The sequence below is a fragment of the Frankia sp. AgB1.9 genome (genome assembly GCF_016786355.1).
GTDB lineage: Bacteria > Actinomycetota > Actinomycetes > Frankiales > Frankiaceae > Pseudofrankia.
Map to the genome: position 1 here is coordinate 70,768 of NZ_JADWYX010000034.1, position 17,806 is coordinate 88,573.

Annotated in this window: 16 protein-coding genes and 1 pseudogene; 9 read left to right on the forward strand and 8 right to left on the reverse strand. The window is 70.9% G+C overall.

All coding sequences use genetic code 11. The features are described from left to right. Positions 1-11: 11 nt before the first annotated feature. A complete protein-coding gene (locus I6A60_RS43120; protein WP_203042262.1) occupies positions 12-2,825 on the reverse strand; it encodes a LuxR family transcriptional regulator in 2,814 nt (937 codons plus the stop codon). Between the two features lie 158 nt (positions 2,826-2,983). Here I6A60_RS43120 and gshB point away from each other — a divergent pair, with 158 nt between their 5' ends. The 3 genes and pseudogenes from gshB to I6A60_RS15820 all read left to right on the forward strand — a co-directional run. Further along, positions 2,984-3,955: a glutathione synthase gene (gene gshB / locus I6A60_RS15810; RefSeq protein WP_203023128.1), complete on the forward strand. Its 972-nt coding sequence runs from the start codon at positions 2,984-2,986 to the stop codon at positions 3,953-3,955. Next, a complete protein-coding gene (locus I6A60_RS15815; protein ID WP_203023129.1) occupies positions 3,952-4,350 on the forward strand; it encodes an MAPEG family protein in 399 nt (132 codons plus the stop codon). Before gshB ends, I6A60_RS15815 begins: the two co-directional genes overlap by 4 nt. Next, positions 4,347-5,519 (forward strand): annotated as a pseudogene (locus I6A60_RS15820) (MFS transporter); the annotation flags it as partial. The gene I6A60_RS15815 and the pseudogene I6A60_RS15820, both read left to right, overlap by 4 nt. 46 nt (positions 5,520-5,565) lie before the next feature. Here the strand turns inward: I6A60_RS15820 and I6A60_RS41670 are convergent. From I6A60_RS41670 to I6A60_RS15835, 4 genes are all read right to left on the reverse strand, one after another. Beyond that, positions 5,566-6,702: a Fic family protein gene (locus I6A60_RS41670; RefSeq protein ID WP_238435518.1), complete on the reverse strand. Its 1,137-nt coding sequence runs from the start codon at positions 6,700-6,702 to the stop codon at positions 5,566-5,568. 66 nt (positions 6,703-6,768) lie between these two features. Then, positions 6,769-7,962, reverse strand: a complete 1,194-nt coding sequence (locus tag I6A60_RS15825) for a DUF1214 domain-containing protein (RefSeq protein WP_203023131.1) — start codon at positions 7,960-7,962, stop codon at positions 6,769-6,771. A 4-nt stretch (positions 7,963-7,966) separates the two neighbouring features. Further along, positions 7,967-9,109 carry a sulfotransferase gene (locus I6A60_RS15830; protein ID WP_203023132.1) on the reverse strand — a complete coding sequence of 381 codons (1,143 nt, stop codon included), beginning with the start codon at positions 9,107-9,109 and terminating at the stop codon, positions 7,967-7,969. Between the two features lie 15 nt (positions 9,110-9,124). Further along, on the reverse strand, positions 9,125-10,045 hold the full coding sequence (locus I6A60_RS15835; protein WP_203023133.1) for an NAD(P)-dependent oxidoreductase: 921 nt from the start codon (positions 10,043-10,045) through the stop codon (positions 9,125-9,127). Between the two features lie 60 nt (positions 10,046-10,105). On the opposite strand from I6A60_RS15835, the gene I6A60_RS15840 reads away from it, so the two are divergent. Continuing rightward, positions 10,106-11,032, forward strand: coding sequence for an acyl-CoA thioesterase domain-containing protein (locus I6A60_RS15840; protein WP_307873702.1), 927 nt, complete (start codon positions 10,106-10,108; stop codon positions 11,030-11,032). Further along, positions 11,029-11,601 (forward strand): VOC family protein, encoded by a 573-nt coding sequence (locus I6A60_RS15845; protein ID WP_203023134.1) that lies wholly within the window; start codon positions 11,029-11,031, stop codon positions 11,599-11,601. The genes I6A60_RS15840 and I6A60_RS15845 overlap by 4 nt, the downstream gene beginning before the upstream one ends. Positions 11,602-11,673: 72 nt before the next feature. Here I6A60_RS15845 and I6A60_RS15850 read toward each other — a convergent pair whose 3' ends face one another. Continuing rightward, a complete protein-coding gene (locus I6A60_RS15850) occupies positions 11,674-12,342 on the reverse strand; it encodes a GntR family transcriptional regulator (RefSeq protein WP_203023135.1) in 669 nt (222 codons plus the stop codon). Positions 12,343-12,429: 87 nt separating this feature from the next. Next, the gene (locus I6A60_RS15855; protein WP_203023136.1) at positions 12,430-12,576 is read right to left on the reverse strand and encodes a hypothetical protein; all 147 of its coding nucleotides are present in this window, start codon (positions 12,574-12,576) and stop codon (positions 12,430-12,432) included. Between the two features lie 158 nt (positions 12,577-12,734). On the opposite strand from I6A60_RS15855, the gene I6A60_RS15860 reads away from it, so the two are divergent. The 3 genes from I6A60_RS15860 (at position 12,735) to I6A60_RS15870 (ending at position 15,319) form a co-directional block, all read left to right on the forward strand. Beyond that, positions 12,735-13,511 (forward strand): SDR family NAD(P)-dependent oxidoreductase, encoded by a 777-nt coding sequence (locus tag I6A60_RS15860; RefSeq protein WP_203023137.1) that lies wholly within the window; start codon positions 12,735-12,737, stop codon positions 13,509-13,511. 31 nt (positions 13,512-13,542) lie between these two features. Further along, positions 13,543-13,986 carry a MaoC/PaaZ C-terminal domain-containing protein gene (locus I6A60_RS15865; RefSeq protein WP_203023138.1) on the forward strand — a complete coding sequence of 148 codons (444 nt, stop codon included), beginning with the start codon at positions 13,543-13,545 and terminating at the stop codon, positions 13,984-13,986. A gap of 148 nt (positions 13,987-14,134) precedes the next feature. Beyond that, positions 14,135-15,319 (forward strand): ABC transporter substrate-binding protein, encoded by a 1,185-nt coding sequence (locus I6A60_RS15870; RefSeq protein ID WP_203023139.1) that lies wholly within the window; start codon positions 14,135-14,137, stop codon positions 15,317-15,319. Between the two features lie 24 nt (positions 15,320-15,343). Here I6A60_RS15870 and I6A60_RS15875 read toward each other — a convergent pair whose 3' ends face one another. Continuing rightward, positions 15,344-15,847 (reverse strand): nitroreductase family deazaflavin-dependent oxidoreductase, encoded by a 504-nt coding sequence (locus I6A60_RS15875; protein ID WP_203023140.1) that lies wholly within the window; start codon positions 15,845-15,847, stop codon positions 15,344-15,346. A 520-nt stretch (positions 15,848-16,367) separates the two neighbouring features. Here I6A60_RS15875 and I6A60_RS15880 point away from each other — a divergent pair. Continuing rightward, positions 16,368-17,702 (forward strand): ABC transporter substrate-binding protein, encoded by a 1,335-nt coding sequence (locus I6A60_RS15880; protein ID WP_203023141.1) that lies wholly within the window; start codon positions 16,368-16,370, stop codon positions 17,700-17,702. Positions 17,703-17,806 lie beyond the last annotated feature (104 nt).

A 17,806-nucleotide genomic window follows, 5' to 3' on the forward strand; every position in this document is an offset into this window, starting at 1 on the left:
GGGTCGCGACGTCATGATCGACGTCGTTCGCGCCACTGCGCGAGTTCGACGCGGTTGGCGCAGCCGGTCTTGGCGAGGATTCGGCGCATATGGCTCTCGACGGTCCGTTCGGACAGCACCAGCGCACGGGCGATGTCCCGGTTGGACATCGCCTGCGCGACCAGCGCCAGGACCTCGTTCTCGCGGTCGGAGAGCGGATCGGTGGCGCGTGCCAGCGCGGCGGCGTCGGCGATCAGAGCGTCGGCCGCCCGGAGGGGTCCCGGCAGGTCGAGTCGGCGTGCGTCGGCGGCGGACTGCCGGGCCAGCTCGGCGGCTGGCCGGATCGCTCCGGTGGCGGTGAGGGCGCGCGCCAGGGCCAGGCGACCGTGGACCACGAACGGACGCGCACCCAGTCGGGTGTCGACCCGGATTCCGTCTTCAAGGAGCGGGATCGCCGCGTCCGGCCGGCCGGCACCGAGTTCCAGCTGGCCGAGCACGCGCGCGGTGGCGCCGTAGTAGAACACCGACCCCGCGCCGACCGCCGGCGCGGTGGTGAGCGTGGCCGTCATCCAGTCACGGACCTTGACGCAGCCGGCGCCGTCGCCGAACTCGGTTGCCAGGAACGCCAGGTAGGTCAGGGACGCGGCGTCCTGCGCGGTGCGGGCGGCGAGCAGCGCCGGCAGCAGCGGCTCGTAGAGCTCGAAGGACTCGGCGCCGCGACCCGCGAGGTACAGCGCCGCGGCGAGGAGCGCGCGGGCGACCGGCGGGAGGCTGTGGACGTCGGCGAGGTGCAGTTCCCAACCGGCGGCGAGGTCGGTCCGGTCGCCGCGCACCATGGCCAGGCCCACAGTCTGGCCGAGATGGATGTAGTGGGCTGAGGTGTCGTGCCAGGTGACGGCCAGCTCGAAGGCCTCGCCTCCCAGCCGGCGGCAGCCGTCGAAGTCCCCGGCGAGAGCGGCGAAGGAGGCCTGGCGGCGCAGCAGGTGCCAGCGCACCAACGGAAGCCCGGTCTGCGCGGCGAGGGCCCGCATCGCCTCCACCTCGACGCGCGCCGCGGCCAGGTCCGCCCGGTGGACCGCGCAGTCGGACCGCCAGGCGTGCGCCCACAGGCGGGCGAGTGGGCGTTCGGTCGGACCGGCGAGTTCGATGGCCCGGCCACCGAGCGCGTACACCTCGCCCTCCTGCTCGGGCCGCCAGGCGACCATCACCCGGGCGTGGATCGCGTCCAGCTCGGCGTCGGTGTCACCGGTGGCCTCAGCCTCGACCAGGGCCTGCGCCGACCATCGGGCCGCCTCGTCCACGTGGCCGAGCTCGATCAGCGCACAGGCCAGTGCGGCCTGGATCCGGGAACGCAGCACCGCGGTGCCCGTGGCGCCGACGGCGAGGGCGCGGCGGCAGAGGGCCTCGACCTGGGCGTTGGTGTCGGGATGGCCGATGCCCTGCACGGTGATCGCGGCGCGGGCCACCACCTCGGCCCGGCCGGACCGTTCTCCGCGGGTGGCCGCGCGTTCGCAGCTGGCGAGAGCAGCTGTGATGTGGCCGCCGAGGTACTGCGCGCGGGCCAGGTCAAGCAGCACCTCGGTGGTGTCGACGCCGCAGTCCGCCGGTGCCCGGTCGGCCGCGTCGAGGGCGGATTCCAGGTATGACGCCGCTTCGTCGTAGGCGCCCGCAGCCCGGGCGGCGTCGGCGGCCCGCACGGCCCAGCCGGCGGCCCGGCTCGGCTCGTCGGCACGGGCCCAGTGCCGGGCGACGGCACCGGCCCACTCGTCGCGGCCACGGGCGAGGGGCTCCAGCAGTTCCGCGGCCGAGCGGTGGAGCGTGAGCCGGCGCTGCGGGGCGAGCGAGGCGTAGACGGCATCGTGGACCAGCGAGTGCGCGAACCTGACCGGTGCGCCGGCGACCGGTGCCACCTCTACCAGGCCGGTCGGCACGGCTGGGAGCAGCCGTTGCGCTGCGACACCGGCATCGACCCCGATCAGGCCGCCGAGCAGGCCCGGGTCGGCCTCGGCGCCGAGCACGCTGAGCGCCTCCACGGCGTCGGCCGCGACCGGCCCGGCCGAGCACATCGCGGCCGTGACGAGGCCGCGGAACTCGGCTGCCTCGCCGACCGTGGCCGCCCAACCGCCGTCGCCGCGCAGCGGCCCGGCCGCGACCCGACTGAGCGTGCGCAGGTAGAGGGGGTTGCCGCCGGACAGTTCGACGGCCTTGCGCACCGCGCGTGGATCGGCCAGCGCCACCGCCGACGCCAGGTAGGCACCGGCCTCGGCGGGCGCCAGCGGCCCGAGGTGCACGTCGTCGGTGGCACCGTGTCGCGGTAGCGCGTCCAACGCGCCGGCGAGCGCGCTCCGGTGGGCGCCGACCACGAGAACCGGCAGGCGCCGCACCTCGGTGGCGATGCGGGCGAGCAGCCGTAGCGTCGCCCGGTCGGCCCAGTGCAGGTCGTCCAGGACGATCACCAGCCCGGCCGTCGCGGCCGTCGCTAGCGCGTCGATGACCTGGGTGTCGGCGGTGAAGGTGGTCGCTGCCGCGTCCTGAGCGCTGCCGTGCTCCCGTTGCGCGTCACCCGCGACAACCGCTGACAGCGCGTCACGGGGCCCGGGCAGGCCGCGAAGCGCACGGGTCCACGGCCAAAGCGCCGGCGCACCCAGGTCCGCGACCGCGCTGCCCCACCCGACCGGCGTCGCGGCGGCCTCGGCCACGAGTTCCTCGATCAGCCGGGTCTTGCCGATGCCCGCCGGGCCGCTGACCATGACCACACCGCCGGATCCGGCCCGAGCATCGGCCAGCCGCCGACGCAGCAGGGCGAGTTCGTCCTGCCGCCCGACGAATCGGTCATCGGCTGCCACCAGGGCATTATCGCGGGTGCCAACTCGTCACGAGTGCTTCTCCTCCGGCGTCGGGTGCGGCCGGATTGCGTGCCCTGGTTGCGTGCTGGCACGGATGTGACCAGGGGCGGGCGACGCGATCGTGGGCCCGTGACCACAACGCATCGCGTACCCGTTCCATGAAGATCGCATTCGTAGCGGACCCGCTGGAGTCGCTGGACGCCACGGTCGACACCACGGTCGGCCTGATGCACGCCGCGCAGGACCGCGGCGCCGAGGTGTGGGCCACCGAGGCCGTCCGCCTGGAGGCGGTCAACGGCCGGGCCCGGGCCCAGGCCCGCCGGGTGCGGCTCGCGCCGACCCACCCGGCCGGTGGCTGCCGCTGGGCCGTGGCCGACGCCTGGTTCACCGCGTCGGCGCCGACCATCGTGTGGCTCGACGACATGGACGCCCTGTTCATGCGCACCGAACCGCCGCTGGACGCGACCTACATCACCGCGACGCTGATCCTCGACCTGCTGGTGCCCGCCCGTACGGCCCTCGTCAATGACCCTCGCGGGCTGCGCGCCTGCAGCGAGCATCTTCTGACGCTGCATTTCGACGACCTGATACCGCCAACCGTCGTCACCGCCGATGGCGACACCATCCGTGACTTCCTGACGCAGCACGGCACAGCGGTGATGAAACCCGTCGACGGCTTCGGCGGCCGCGGAGTCCTCCGACTGGACCGGCACGACCCCAATCTCGCCTCACTCCTCGAACTCGCCACGGCCGGTGGAACTCGCGCCGTCATGGTGCAGCGGTTCCTGCGTGAGGTCGCCGCCGGGAACAAGCGCGTCTTCGTCTTCGCCGGCGAGCCGGTAGGCGCCGTCTACCGGTACCCGGCTGCCGGCGACTTCCGGATCGGTGACGCGACCGCGGAGGCGCCGATCACGAAACGCGACCGCGAGATCTGCGCGCGGCTCGCCCCATTGCTGCGTGCCAACGGCATCCACCTCGCCGGGCTCGACGTCATCGGCCCCCACCTCATCGAAGTCAACGTGACCAGCGTGGGCGCGTTGCGCAAGGCCGACGCCCTGCTCGGCTGGACCCTCTGCGCGGACCTTCTGGACAGTGTCCTGCCCGCGCCGACCCTGGAGAGAAGCGCATGACCATCGCCATCAGCTGCGCCGCCATTCTCGGCGCGCTCGTCTTCGGCCTCGGCTTCAACGTGTCGCGCCTGCGCGGGATCGTCGGCAAGGCCGGCGGCGCCCAGCAGCCGACCGATCCCACCGACCGGCTGTTCGTCGCGGTCCGCGCGCACGGCAACGCGGCCGAGTACGTCCCGACGCTCATGGTCCTGTTCCTGCTCGTGGGGGCACGCAGCCCAGCCGCCGTGGCGATCCCGCTGATCATCGGCGCCACCGCCGCCCGACTCGCTCACGTGTTCGGCATGCTGACCACGCCGAACTGGTCGATCCCGACCCGGTCCCGGCTGGTCGGCGCCCTGGGCACCTACCTGTTCGGCGTGGCCCTCGCGGTCGCCGCCGCGGTGACGTTGCTGTGAGCCGAACCGCCCGGATCGCTCGGACCCGTGGCGCGCCGAGCGCCGCGTCGCCTCTCGGGGCCCTGCGCTCGCCGGGCTTCCGGCGCTACCTGATCGGCCAGGTGCCGTCGGTGACCGGATCCTGGGCGCAGGTCGTCGCGTTGTCGTGGGCCGTGGTCGACCGCGATCCGGCGGCCCTGGGCTGGGTGGTCGCCGCGCAGTTCACGCCGAGCCTGGTGCTCGGTCCGTGGTTCGGCGCCGTGACCGACCGGCATGACCGCGAGCGGATCCTGATGTTCGCCGAGGCCGGCCTGGGGGTCGTCGCCGCGGCGTATGCGCTGGCCTCCGCCACCGGGCACCTCACGCTCGCGGTCATCGGTGTCCTCGCGTGCTGCTGGGGCGTGCTCAACGCACTGGACACGCCGGCCCGGCGGGCGCTCGTGCCGATGCTGGTCACCCCGGACCGCTCGGCCAGCGCGTCGGCACTGAGCGGCATGGTGCTGCTGTCCGGGATGACCGCCGGCTCGGCCCTCGGCGCCGCGCTGGTCGCCGCGGCCGGAGTCACGACGGCCTTCGCCGTCAACGCCGCGACGTTCGCCTTCGACCTCGCGGTCCTCGCCACCATCCGGGCCGGCGCCTCGCCGCGAATCGCACGGGCACCTCGGCAGCTGCGCGACGGGCTCGCCTACCTTCGCCACACGCCCCGGCTGCGCACGCCGTTGGTCGCCCTGGCCGTGCTGGCCACGCTTGGCTTCACCGTCCAGGTGTCGGTCCCGATCCTGGTGCGAACCGTGTTCGGCGTCGGCGCGGGCGTCGTCGGCATCGCGTTCACGGTGGTCACGGCGGGTGGGCTCGTTGGATCCGTGCTGTCCGCGACCTACTCCGGCGGCCGGGCGCTGGTCGGCGCGGCGGCCGGCATGGCGGCGTCGATGGCGCTCACCGCGGCCGCGCCCAATCTTGGCGTCGCGCTGGCCGCGCTGGCCGGTGTCGGTCTGACCTGGTCGGTGTTCATCGCCGCGACCGTGGCCATCCTGCAGACGGCAGAACCGGCGTTCATGGGCCGGGTGATGTCGTGGCTCGCCGTCGTGCTCGTCGGCGGGTTGGCCGCGGGCGCGGCCGTGGCCGGCGTGGTCACCAGGCTCGCGGGCGGCAGGGCACCCTTCGTCGTCGGAGCGGTCGCCGCGATCGTGGCCGCCGTCCTCACGGCCGGCCCCGGCCGAGCGCCTGACGGCGCGGTCAGCTGGAGTAGGGATCCCGCAGAGTCATCGGGGTACCCGCGAGGTCGAGAGCCGGCTGAGGGAAGCGGGGGCCCGCCGTGTAGTAGCGGGCCCGGGTTCGGCCGACCGGCACCAGGACCTGAGCGGTCGTGAGGTCACGGAGATCGCGTTGTGCCTGCTGCAGGCTCAGGCCCTCGGCGTCCTCGTAGCGTGAGCGGCGGACGCGCCCGGCCATGGCCACGTCGTGGAGGGCGGTCACCACTCGTTCGTCCAGGCCGGTGGCAGCGGCGAACTCCGACAACGCCCCCCACACCCGCCCGGACCGGTCGAGCCGGCCTTGAACGGTCTGGGCCTGCTGATGGTAGGCGGTCAGATTGAAGCGGATCCAACTGGCGACGTCCTGGTCGGGTACATAGTTCGGGCCCCGTCCGGCGAGTTCCCGGTAGTACTCCCAGGTGTTGCCGGGACGGCCAAGCCAGGCCTCGATGGACGAGAACTCCGGGGCGAGGACACCTTCGCGGGCGATCATGAGTGTCTGCAGTGAGCGGGACATTCGGCCGTTCCCGTCGGCCCAGGGATGGATGGACACAAGGTGCAGGTGCGCCATGGCGGCCCGTACCAGCGGATGGGTGTCGTCTTCGGTGTCGAGCCAGTCGACGAGTTCCTTCATCAGTGCGGGGACGGCATCGACGTCTGGGGCGGTGTAGGCCGCGATGCTGGGGTCGCGGGCGTCCGTGACATAGACGGGGCCCCGGCGCCATTGCCCGGCTGGCCTGCGCGCGGTGTGCCGGTGGCCTTGCAACATCCAGTGCAGAGCGTTGAACAGGCCCTTGCTGTAGCTGAAGTCCTGGGCATCATGGAGCGTCTGGATATAGGTCATCATTCGTTCGTAGGCGAGCGTCTCGTCGCGATTTTCCTCGGAGACCTCCACATCCCGCTCGCCGTCCATCAGATCCTCGACGTCGATCGTGGATACCTTGAAGCCCTCGATCGAGTTCGACGCCGCGACCGCGTCGGCGGTCAGGAACTTCCGGAGCCCGGCGGTCCATTTCGACGGCGTGGTCTGCATCTGGTGCCGCAGCGCCTGCCGCATGACGTCGATCTCGGCGAGCACCCGATCATCGGCAGGCGTCTGGGGTGGCGTGGGGTAGAGCATGCATGGATGATATGATGACGTAGTCATCACGTCAAACTCTGAGTCGGGCCGCGCGGGCGGCCACCGTCACCAGATGCGGCGTAGTTGGGCGCCCTCACGGCGGGTTCGCAGCTGTTGGGCCCGCTCGGCGGGGGTGACCACGACGGTGTCCGACGGCAGGTGCATGAGCACGTCCGCGACGGGCACCTTGGTCACCGTCGCCTTGGGGTATTCGTTGGCCCGGTAGAAACGGGCCTGGAGGATTCCCCACGGGAAGTCGGCCTTGTCGAGCCAGTTGTGCACGCCGGGGTCCTGCCTGGAGACGACGGCGCGGAACCAGCCGTCGGGGTCGACGCGGGCCTGGAAGTCGTTGAGGCTCGACTGGCGGTTCACCCAGTCGACGGTGGAGAACCGGTCGTCGGCGACGAGGATCTGCCAGTAGTGGCATTCGGTCGGGACGGGGAACTCGACGATCAGCGCCTCGTCGTCGGCGATCTGGTGGATTCCGTCGTAGTAGGCCTGTTTCGCCAGGCCGCCGGCGTCCTCGATCCACTGGGAGCGCAGCAGGACGTTGATGCCGTGGTGCTCCCGGTAGTACCGGACGAGCTGCATGTCGAACCGGATCATCCCGTCGATCCAGTCCGCCATGTCCGAGAACCGGCCGGCGCTCTCGGTCGGTGTCATGTCCGCGCCGTGGTCGTCCAGGCGGTTGATCGCGACCCGGGCATCGACCTCCTGCGTCCAGTCGCAGGCGCATTTGCGCATGAGGAGCTTGCGCGTGCGGGGGTCGAGCGGCCACCAGTCTCCGCTGTGGCCGTCCGGGCGCCGCGCGCTGAGCGTGACGCGGAACGACCCGTCGGCGCCGGTGGTGAGCTCGTCGAGGTCGTTGGTGACCCGCAGCGGGGGACCGGTCCGGCGCTCGAAATGCTTCGGGCTGGTCATCTCCGATTCCTGCTGCGTGATCTCGACGAACCGGGTCGTGCCGCGGAAGCCCGAGATCTCGTAGACGCCGGCCGGGTCGACCTCGGTCGTCAGATAGACGTAGTCCGGGTTGGGCCCACCCTGGTTGCAGGCGAAGTTCCACAAGGGCATGAACACGGGCCGGCGGGCGTCGGTGTAGACGTGACACAGGTACCCGTCGGCGAGGATCGACAGGGCGAGCTTGTTCATGTCCTGCGTCTCGGCCTCGGTCGCGCCGTCCGGCCGCCAGGTGGCTATCAGGTTTTCCGCCACGCCTTCGAGCGCACGCATCTGGTCGGTCCAGGTTGGAAGCGCGGTCATCGCGTCAGCCCTCCACGGCTACGTCGAAGTGCCGGATGTAGAAGTCGTAGTCGGCGCGGATCTGGGCGGTGCTGAGGCCGAACTGTTCGGCGGTGTAGCGGTGGGTGCCGGCGGCACCCATGCGGTTGGCCTGCTGCCAGTCGAGGATCGCCTGTTCGACGTCGGGGGTGAGCTCGTAGCCGAGCCAGGCGTAGATCTGCCGGATCGTGTGTTTCGGGTCGGAGACGAGATCGCGGTGGTGGACGTCGAGGAACCGGTCCTCGCCGATTTTCGCGCGGGCGCCGATGGCGTTTTCCATGCCGATTCGCAGGTGGTCGCTGATCTCACGGCCGAGTGCGCGCAGGTCCCGTTCGCCGGCGGCCGGCGGGAGGATGGTCGAGACGAGGCTGGTGTACGAGGGCACGACCTTCGCCGGGTCGCGGTGGGTCATGACGAACCGCATGTCCGGGTAGGCGGCGGCGAGCGGGGCGAGGTGGAACTTGTGGTGCGGCGCCTTGAACAGCCAGAGGTCCGGCGCGCGCCGCGACCCGAGCAACTGCACCACCCGGCGGTGGTACCGGTACGTCTCGGTGAGGTCGGCCCCACGCCACCACTCGCGGTAGCCGGGCACCGGTAGGGTCATCTGCTGGCCGTGGAAGGCCATGCCGAGCAACTCGGTGTCCTCCATCGTGGCATCGACCTCGACGAGGTGTTTCGCCCTGCTCTCCGGCGACCGGCGCTCCTGGACGGCGATGAACTCGAGCCGTCGGGGGTCGTTCGCCTCGTCGTCCAGCGTCGGCGGCGGGCAGGGTTCGGCCTGCTCCCAGCCCCGGAGGCAACGGAACCGCGGGTCGAGGGACAGCATGTCGGCCAGCGCCGTGGTGCCGGTACGGGGGAGGCCGTTGATGTCGACGGGCCCGCGGACCGGGACCTCGGCGACCTCCGGATGCTCGCCGTACCAGGCCTCGACCTTGAGGCGGTTGACGAGGCGACGGCGGAAGTCACCGATCACGGCCGCGTCGGTGCCCGGGTCCAGGTCGCCGTCGTGTTCGAGGCTGTCGAGCAGCACGGCGAGGCCGTCGCGGAAGTCGCCGGGGCCGAAGTCGGCCAGCCCGGTCTGCTCGGCGGCCTCGTCGAGTAACTGGCTGGCGGACGGATAGCGCCGCATCGGATCAGCTCGCCTTCACACGCTCGGGTTCACACGGTCGGGATAGAAGTGGGCGGCCATCCGGCGGAAGCCGTCGCGCCAGTCGACCCGGCAGGGCCCGGTGATGGCTGACCGCGTGGTGTGGTCACCGACCGATCCGAGCGACGCCCCGGGCACGGGCTCGACGGCGACCGTGGCCTCGACTCCGAGCAGCTCGCCGAAGTACGCCGACCACTGCTGGACGGTGACCGGCACGTCGCCGCACCAGTTCACGATCCGTGCCGGCGTGCTGGCGACGTCGAGGAGCGCCTCGCACTGGGCGTTGATGTCGTCGTAGTGGATCGGGCTGTAGGGGAGCGGGTCCCAACGGGCGGTGACCGGCCGGCCGGCGGCGATCGCGTGCAGGTAGGACGCGGGCAGCCCGCCGCGGGCACCGTAGGCGCTGCCCATCCGGGCGATGGTGACCGGCAGGTCGAACGCCCGGGCGCAGTACCGGGCGACAGCCTCCTGGGCGATCTTGCCGATCGAGTACGGCCTCGGCTCGGGCAGGCCGGCGTCGCCCAGCGGGTCGTCCTCCCGGAAGGGGTGCCACGGATCCGGGTGCGGCTTGTAGACGGTCAGCGTCGACATCACCAGGGCCGCCTTCGCGGTGCGGCAGTGCGCCAGCAGGAGACCCGTTCCCTCGCCGTTGACCCGCAGCGCGCGCTCGTAGTCGTTCCCGAAGTCGGCCGCGATGTGTAGCAGGTAGGTGAAGTCAGACGGGAGATCACCGAAGTCCCCGTCGCCCAGGTCCACGGCGCGGGTCGTCACGCCCAGCGCCTCGACCTCGGCGCGCGCTGCTGGATCACCGAAACGGGCGATTCCCCAGACCTCGTTGTCCGCCGCCAGCGTCTCAGCGAGGCCGAAGGCGATCCGGCCGGTCGGCCCGGTGATGAGGATCTTCTCGCCGGTCAGCACCCCGGACCACCCCTTCGAAGGATCTCTGATCTTTGATCCATGGTGGCCTAGACTAGCCGGGTGAACTCGCCCGTGCAGCCCCATCTCGACGCGATGCTCGACGCGCTCGATGGTCTCCTAAGGGCCCTCGAACCGGAACAGCTCGCCGAGGATCGTTCTCAGGTGCCACCCGACACCGTCAGCACGTCAGGACGGGTCTACGGCGGCCAACTGCTCGCCCAGGCGCTCATCGCCGCCGGCCGCTCGGTGCCTGGGAAGGCCCCGCACTCGCTGCACGCCGCCTTCGTTCGCGCCGGAACCCCCGGCCGACCGCTGGAACTGGTCACCGACCGGGTACGTGACGGACGCTCGATGGCGACCCGGCAGGTCACCGTGACCGAGGACGGCAAGCCACTGCTCGTCGCCATCGCCGCGTTCCACGGCGGCACCCCCGAACCCGGCGCGACCGTCCCCGCTTCGACCGCGCCTGCCCCCGCTGCGCCACCGCCGGACGAGCTGCCGGGGCTGCAGCAGTGGGCCGCCGAGCTGCCGGTCGATCTTCGGCGGTACGGACGCCACTGGATCGAGCGGCCACCGCCGATCGAGTTCCGCCTGGCCGAGGCGCCCTCCTTCCTCGGCGGGCCGCGGGCCGGCATGGCGGCGAGCGCCGCCCGGTCGCACTGGATGCGCCTGCCGCGCGCCGTCGGCGACGACCCACTGCTGCACCTGGCGCTTCTCACCTACGCCAGCGACTTCCTCCTGATGGACATGATCTTTCGCCAGCACCCGGGAGCGGCCGGGCCGGGCCGCTCCAACGGCCTGAGCCTCGATCACGCCATCTGGTTCCATCGGCCCACCCGTTTCGACCAGTGGCACCTGCACACCCAGGAAGCAGTCACCATCGTTGGCAACCGGGGCCTCGTCCGTGGAGCGATCCACGACGCCGACGGCCAGCTGGTCGCCACCGTCATGCAGGAGGTTCTTGTGATCCCGGAGGCCACCCGATGAGCCCGATCGAGCACCGCCTGTTCCAGCAGTCCTGGCCCGAAGGCGAGTACCGGTTCTTCCAGCAGGGCTTCCTCGTCGACGACGTGCTCGCCGCCGCGGCCAGCTGGGCCCGGGTGTTCGGCGTGGGGCCGTTCCACGTCATGCCCGCCTTCGATCAGCACGCGATCTACCGCGGCACGGAGGCGACGATCACGCTCCAGGTCGCGGTCGCGCAGGCTGGCCCGGTGCAGATCGAGCTGATCCAGCAGCACTGCGACCGGCCCAGCGTGTTCCGCGACTGGAGCCGTGGTGGGACCAGCACGTTCCACCAGCTCGCGACGGTGACGCCCGACTACGACAAGAAGAAGGCCCACTACGAAGGGCTGGGCTACGAGATCGTCACCGAAAGCCTGTCCGGCCGGTTCCGCGTCGCCTTCGTCGACACGGTCGCGGACTTCGGGTTCTACACCGAGGTCGTCGAGAGCACGCCTGGATTCCTCGCCAACCTGGGCAAGATCGCGCGCGCGTCCGAGGCCTGGGACGGGACCGACCCCGTCCGCCTGCTCGGCCCTGACGGAAGGGTGAAGTGATCTCGCTACCCCGGCCGGTCGGCTCGTCGTCCTGAGGCGCCATCCTGCCGGCGCGGGGCGGGGCCCCGGGTCCTACTCGCCGCTGAGCACGCCGCGTCGGGCCAGCTCCTGGACGACCTTCTGACCGGCATCGCGGAAGTCGTCGACCCGGTAGCGGGCGGCCTTCTCACCGTCGCCCGCGGCGACGGCGCGCACGACACGGGCGTGCGCCTCGACGGTCTCGTCGTGGCTTCGGTTGGTGCTGATGCGAAAGACCAGCGGCAGATATCCGGTGAAGGCGCGCAGCTCGGCGCGCAGCCGGCGGGAGCCGCCGGCGCGGTGCTCGGTGGTGAGGATCGTGCGGACGAGCTCGATCGTCCGGTCCCGGTCGCCCGGCGGCGCGGCCCGAAGCTGGTCGACCAGACCTTCGAGCTCGGCGATCACCCCCTGGTCCTGCTCGTCGGCCAGCCGCCGGACCGCGACGCCGCTGAGCAGCCCGATGATCTCGAAATCGTCGATGACCGACTTGGCGTCGAACGGCTCGACGAAGACACCGCGGTGGTAGGTGGAGGTGACGATGCCGTCCCGCTCCAGCATCACGATCGCTTCGCGGACGGGGAGCCGGCTCACGTCGAGGTCGCGGCAGACCTGGTCCAGGTCGATGCGGTCGCCCGACTTGAGGTGTCCCTCGAAGATCTGTTCCAGGATGTAGTCCACGACGGCGGGGCTCGTCTTTTTCCGCGGGATGGGACGGGACGCCACAGCGGAGGATCCTTATCGAAGACTAGTGCGCGTTCCGGAGCTTCAGAGCTCGCCGCCGCATCAGAGCTGGTCGCTCTATCGACGCTATCACGGATCTTGAGACCGGCCGGCTGGCGTGGTCATGGCCCGTGCGTCCGGCTGCTGGCCAGCATCGCCACCGCGGGCCTCGTCGTGTTGGTGCAGGTCGGCCACCTGGTCCGGTGCGGTGCTCAGCTCGTCCGGACCTCTGGTCATCTGAGCGAGTGTTCACTACATTTATCCGCGCCGGGCGATCGCCCAGCATCGTCTCGGCCGGTCAGACCCGCGGGCCGCGCGGCGACGGCGACGACGTCTGGTCCGCGCCGCCGTCCGTTTGCGGCCAGCCGTTCCGGTCGCAGGACTGAGGAGAATCCGTGACACGTCTTGAGGGTCGTCTTGAAGGCCGTCTTGAAGGCAAGGTCGCGATCGTTACGGGAGCGGGCGTAGGGCAAGGCCGGGCTGCTGCCCTGCGGCTCGCCCGCGAGGGCGCTCTCGTCGTGGCAGCCGATGTCAGTGGCGCCGAGAAGGACACCGCCGCGGAAAGCGACAAGATCACCCCGTTCCACGCCGACGTCACCAGCGCGCCCGACGTGGCGAACCTGGTGGCGGAGTCGGTCGGACGGTTCGGCCGCCTCGACGTACTGTGCAACGTGGTCGGCGTGGCCGGGCTCGCGCAGGCCGCGATCCCCGACATCGACCCCGACGATTTCGACAAGCTGATCTCGATCAACCTCAAAAGCGTCTTTCTCGGTATGAAGTACGCGATCCCGGCCATGGTTGCCAGCGGTGGCGGGTCGGTCATCAACTGGTCTTCGGTCGGCGCGATCGTCTCCTCGCCCCATACCGGGGCCTACGGCGCCTCCAAAGCGGGAATTCTCGCCATGACTCGGTCTGCGGCCCGCGAGTGGGGCACCGCGAACGTCCGGGTGAACGCGCTGTGCCCCGGCTTCATCTACCCGACCGGAATGACCCTGATGGGCGAGGAGCGTTTCCCGGAGCTGGTCGCGAAGGCGGCGTCGAAGTCAGCTCTCGACCGGCCGGGCCACCCGGACGAGGTCGCCGCGGTCGCCGCCTTCCTCGCCTCCGACGATGCCTCGTACGTCACCGGATCCACCATCGTCGTCGACGGCGGCTGGACCGCCGGCAGCTGAACCCGACCGTGACCTGAAAAGGACCGATGAGATGGCGTACAACGTCTACTTCGAGGACGTCGAGATCGGCCAGGAGATCCCGGCGTTCCAGCGCAGGACGGACTTCATGAACTGGAACCGGTTCGCGGCCGTCAACGAGGAGTTCTACTACATCCACATGGATGACGAGGCGGGGAAGGCGGCCGGGCAGGGCGCGGCGTTCGGCATGGGCAACCTGCGCTGGGCCTACGTCCTCAATGCGCTTCGAGCCTGGATAGGTGACGAAGCGGAAATCCGTGAGCTCACCCTGCAGTTCCGCGCCGTCAACCACAAGAACGACGTCCTCACCACCGTCGGCGTCGTGGCCGAGAAGAAGCGGGAGAACGGCGAGAACCTGGTGACCCTTGACGTCAACGTGGTCAACCAGGACGGAGTGGGGACCTCTCCCGGCCGAGCAGTCGTCTCACTGCCCAGTCGGGTTGAGGCGCCATCTTGACCGCCTGTTTCTCCGGAATACTCGCCGGGGTACGACCAGCCCCCATCGCCGGCGCCTGAGGGCGCGAGAACGATCAGCAACGGAGCCAAATCCAGTGACACCTCGATTACGTCGCTTCCTCTTACGGTCCGCCGCGGCGGCGACTGGCGTGAGCTGCGCGGTCTCGCTGACCGCCTGTGCCTCGGCCGACGCGGGCGCGGGCGGACGGCAGTCCTGCGCCGCCACCCCGGGCGTCAGCGCGGGAGCGGTCAACGCGGGCCTGTTGTACTCCGACTCAGGACCGGCCGGAACGAGTCTGCCCGCGTTCCGTGCGGGCATCGATGCGCGGTTCGGACTGGCCAACGCGAACGGCGGCGTCAACGGCCGAAAGATCACCTATGCCTGGCGCGACGACCAGGGTGAAGCGGGTACGAACCTCACCCAGGCCCAGGATCTGATCGCCAACGGCGGCATTCTCGGCCTCATCGAAGGCCCGAATGGCACGGACGCCGGTTCGGCCGACTACCTCGCGAAGCAGCGGCTGCCCGTTGTCGGGCTCGGCAGCGACTCGGTCTGGCTCACACATAACAACATGTTCTCCTGGCTCTTCGTGAACACCACCCCGTCGACCGTCTTCGGCCAGTACGTCCACGCCCAGGGCGGCACCCGCGCGGCGATGGTGGACCTCGCGGGGGACCAGGGCAGCCAGGGCTCCGTCCAGCAGCTCGCCGTCAGTCTCAACAAGGCGGGCGTCGCCACCCCGCTGAACATCGAGATCGCTCCCGGGACCGCCAGCTACGCGGCGATCGCGAGCCGCATCAAGGACGCGCACGTCGACACGCTCGCCGGTGTCGTCCTCCCGGACTCGCTCGCGAGCCTGGCGCCCGCGCTGCGCGCCATAGGCGTCGATCTCAAGGTCGCGCTGCTCCCGCTGGGCTACGACCAGGCGCTGCTGCAGAAGCTCGGCCCGGCGATGGCCGGCGCCACCATCTACATGGCGTCACGCCCGTTCGAGGACAAGAACCAGGCGCAGCAGGTCTTCCTCACCGCCATGACGGCCTACGCGCCGGAGGTCCAGGTCCCGACCCAGGAATCCGCCCTGTGGGGCTGGCTGGCTGCCGACCTGTTCCTCGACGGCGTCCAGGCCGCGGGGCAGTGCCCGAGCCGTGAGTCGCTGGCGACCGGCCTCAACAGCCTCCGCGGCTTCGACGGCGGCGGCCTGCTCCCTGCCCCCGTGGACATCTCGAGGGCCCGCACGCTGCCCACCTGCTATGCGTTCGTCAAGGTCAGCGCGGACGGCAAACGGTTCGAGCCGGTCCCGGTCGCCGACCCATGCGGCAAACCGATCCAATAGCGGCTGGCCCTCAGGACGGCGATCTCACGTGTCGTTCCGCGGTTCCAGGATGACGACGGGAATCTCGCGTTCGGTCCACACGGCGTACTTCGCGAAGTCGGCGTAGAGCCCGACGAGACGGGGCCACAACGACGCCCGCTCGGCGGGGGTCGCGACGCGGGCGTGCACGGTGCGTCCGCGCTGCTTGCGCAGGTGGACGAGGGTGTCGGGGTGGGCGAGCAGGTTGGCGTACCACTGCGGGTTCCTCGGGAGGCCGCCCTGGGAGGCGACCACGACGAGGTTGGGGTCGTCGTCCAGGTAGAGCAGTGGTGTGGTGAACCGCCGTCCTGACGTGCGCCCGACGTGCTCCAGCAGCAAAGTCGGCACCGGCCTCCTGAAACCGGCACCGACCCGCCAGTTACTACCCACGCGCCCGTTCGTGAGAGTGAAGACCCGCACCTGCGCCTTCGCCATGTACTTGATGACTCGCGCGGTCGAGGGGGAGTCGAGGCCGCCAGGTCGCTCCTGCGGCAGAGAGAACCGTCCCATTGCTGGACGCGCCTTCCGGATCGCTTGTGCCGTGCCGCCACTGCGCGGCGTCGGGCCAGTACCACTTTTGTGATGGTCCCAGAGCCGAGCATGTTCGCGCTCGTCCGGGCATGGGGGTCGGTCGATCCTCCAGTTCCCCGGACCGCCTGGGCCTGGGCAGGTGGCCGCGCGCCGTAGCGCCGCGGTCGGTGCGGACCGGTGACCTGGTCGCGCATGAGCGACCGCAGGTCCGCCGCGGCGCGCGGGCACGACCTCCCACTGGTGATCGATCGGGGCCGGCGAGGTTCATCCCGTCGTCGGCGGGTCCATGCTGGCCCGCTAGGGTCTCGCATATGTCGAGGTTGACGTCAACGTTGTTATTTGGTCAGGGATTAAAAGCCGTCACGAGCCGTGCCTCGTCGAGGCCGTCCCGGCCCGCCGGCCAGGAGCGCGGCCCCCGAGCAGCCTCCGACCGCGGCCTCGCCGACGGCCTTTCCCCGCGCCCTGCCAAATCCCTGAGAAACCCGACACGGAGAACCACGTGGCTCCTCGCTCCAACGTCAAAGGCTCGAACCCTCGCGCCCGATCCACCGCGCGCCTGTCCCTGAACCTGGGCGGGCTGCGGTTCCGCGGTCGTGTGGTGCGGCGCGCGGCGCTCCTTACCGTCCTGGCCACGGCGCTGGCGGCCGGCTGTACGGCGTCCAGCGACAGTGCGCATGGGTCGGTCGCCGGCTGCGACACACCCGGATTCGTCGGCGACACGATCAGGCTGGGCTTCGCCTATCCCGACAGTGGAATTGGCGCGGCCGCGCTGGCCGCCGCCAGGAGCGGGTTCGTCGCCCGGATCGAGCAGGCGAACGCGGCGGGTGGAATCCATGGCCGGAAGCTGGTGTACGTCTGGCGGGACGACGCCAGCGTGTCCACCCAGAACCTCGAGGTCGTGCGGGACCTCGTCGAGAACCAGAAGGTCTTCGGCCTCGTCGAGGCGTCCATCAGCGCCGCCGAGGGCGCCGTCTACCTGCGTGACCACGGCGTCCCGGTCACCGGGATACCCGCCGAGGCGTTCTGGGCGGACCCGAGCTACCGCAACATGTTCGCCTACTCCTACGTGGTCGACGAAGGGCCGCCGGTCTCGACCTTCGGTGCTTTCGCGAAAGCCCAGGGGGGCACCCGGGCGGCGGTCATCCAGAACGACGTCTCCCCGGCCGCGAACGCCATCGGAGCCAAGCTCGGCGCGAGCCTCGCCGCGGCCGGGATCCCGACCGTGCCTGACCGGTTCGTCTACAACCCGACCCTCACCGACCCCGTCCAACTGGGCCAGCAACTGCGTAAGGCCGGAGTGGACGTGGTGACGGCCGCCTTCGACGGAGAGGACCTGGCCGAGGTCGTCCGCGGAATCCGGGCGGCCGGCGCGCCGGTGAAGGTCCTGCTCGCGCCCAGCGGCTACGACCGCTCGCTGCTGGAGACATACGGCCCGACGCTCAGCGGGCTGACCGCCGCCATCAGCTACGTGCCGTTCGAGCTCGGCGGTCCCGCCCACCAGGCCTTCCTGCGGGCGATGAGCAGTTTCGCGCCCGAGGTCCAGCCGCCCGGTCAGGAACTGGCGCTGGTCACCTACATCCTCACCGACCTGTTTCTCTACGGTCTCGACAAGGCCGGTGCCTGCCCGACCCGCGCCCAGTTCATCGACAGACTGCGGGCCAGTACCTACGACGGTGGGGGCCTGCTGCCGAGCCCCGTCGATCTGTCGAAGGGCTTCGGTCAGCTCGCCACCTGCTACACCTTCATGCGCGTGAACGCCGCCGGCACCGGCTACGACCTCGTCCGTGACCCCACCAACCGCGACCAGTGGTGCGGCCACCCGCTCACCCAATAGCCCGCGGAACGAGACCGGCCGCGGGGGGGTGCCCGCGGCCGGGGGCGGTGCGCGGGCGCGGGGCGGGCCCCGGAAACCCGGGGCCGGTGCACCGGGGGGTCGCG